Raw genomic sequence first — 1,758 nt, forward strand, 5'->3', positions numbered from 1 at the left:
GTTACTACTCAGCCATTGCAAATAGCAAAAACCCTTTTATTGGCAAAAAGGGTTTTTGCTATTTAACGTCGAATATAAACATCAGAGAGATTAATAATATGATTTACAGGTGGTGAATATTTTGGACGAAATAAAAATTATTGAAAATTATAATGCTGGAGTATCAGAAATTGTTTCCTTAATTAAAGAAACAAATAGAGATTTAAAAAATCAAATCGGTAATCTCAATGTAGAAATAATTGACTTAACGAATCTAGTAAGTTCACTTAGGGAAGAGAACTTCGGATTGCTTGCACGAAATATTCAGTTAGAAACCATGCAAAACAAAAACAGTAATAACAGCAGCAAACCACCATCAACTGATAATAATAAAAAACCCTTAAACAGCCGTAAAAAGACCGGCAGGTCCTCGGGAGGGCAATCTGGTCATGAGGGTAGTACTCTTTTAAAAATCGAAAATCCTGATAATATTATAGATATAAAAAATGAAACTTGTAATTGCGGATGTAATTTGTCTGATATTGATGGCAAAATTAAAACTAGGCAGGTATTTGATTTACCGCAGGTATTTATAAATGTTACTGAGTATAGAACCCACGAAGTGTTGTGCCCAGACTGTAAACAAGTTCATAAAACCGAATTCCCTGTAACAATAAGTCAGCCTGTACAGTATGGTGACAATCTTCAAGCTTTAATGGTATATCTTTCAAACTATCAACTTGTGCCGCTTGCTAGAACAACCGAAATTATTAAAACCCTTACGGGTAAAAATATTAGCCAAGGTACTGTAGTAAATGCAAATAACCGTCTTTATAATAGTCTTGAAATGTTTGAAGATGCTATTAAGGATAAACTTAAAAATGCCGAAGTCCTTCATGTGGATGAATCAGGACTACGTCTAAAAGGTAAAATAAATTGGGTCCATGTCGCATCCACAAGTCGTATTACGCATTATGCTATACATAAAAAAAGAGGCGCAATTGCTACTAATGAGATAGGGATACTTCCAGATTTTGAAGGAACAATGGTTCATGATCATTGGAAACCGTATTATACATTCAAAAACTGTACTCATGCTGAATGTAATGCTCATAATATGAGAATTTTAAAAGGCATAAGTGAAAACTTTGGCCATATATGGGCTGTTGACATGGGAAACCTTTTAGTTGATATAAAAAGAGAAGTTGATTCTCTTAAATCTAGAGGAGTAACTTTTATGGCAGAGAGCAATATCAAAGCTTATGATGGAAAGTACAAAACTATCATAGCTCAAGGCAAAATAGAGGATGGAGAAAAAAGTTCTGGTATGCTATTAACGAAAACAGGGAAGCCTGTAAAAAGCGACGCCTTAAAACTTTTACGAAAGCTCGAGGAGTATGATGTGGAAACACTTTCGTTTATGTATGACTTCAATATCCCCTTCGATAATAATCTTGCGGAGCGAGATATCCGAATGGTAAAGCTCAGACAAAAGATTTCTGGCTGCTTTAGAAGTGATAATGGCGGTAGCCTATTCTGTAGAATAAGAAGCTATATTTCTACCTGCAACAAGAATGGGGAAGATATAATGGAATCACTGAAGAGTGCCATAAAAGGTGAACCATTCATACCTGAAAAACTATAGCTCTATTAAATTTATATTAGGGAACGCCTTCGGCTTCCTTTAATTTATAATGCCCTTTTTTAGAGATGAGGTGACTACGAATATGGTTTTATATTATCACAGGCATTTCATATTGGGAATGCCTGTGTAGTAAC

1 protein-coding gene is annotated in these 1,758 nt (G+C 34.6%); it reads left to right on the plus strand.

Annotated elements, in window-relative coordinates:
- Positions 1-121: 121 nt before the first annotated feature.
- A complete protein-coding gene (locus Q0649_RS10420) occupies positions 122-1,624 on the plus strand; it encodes an IS66 family transposase (RefSeq protein ID WP_298841211.1) in 1,503 nt (500 codons plus the stop codon).
- Positions 1,625-1,758 lie beyond the last annotated feature (134 nt).

Source organism: uncultured Clostridium sp., from assembly GCF_937920395.1.
Lineage (GTDB): Bacteria > Bacillota > Clostridia > Clostridiales > Clostridiaceae > Clostridium_AD.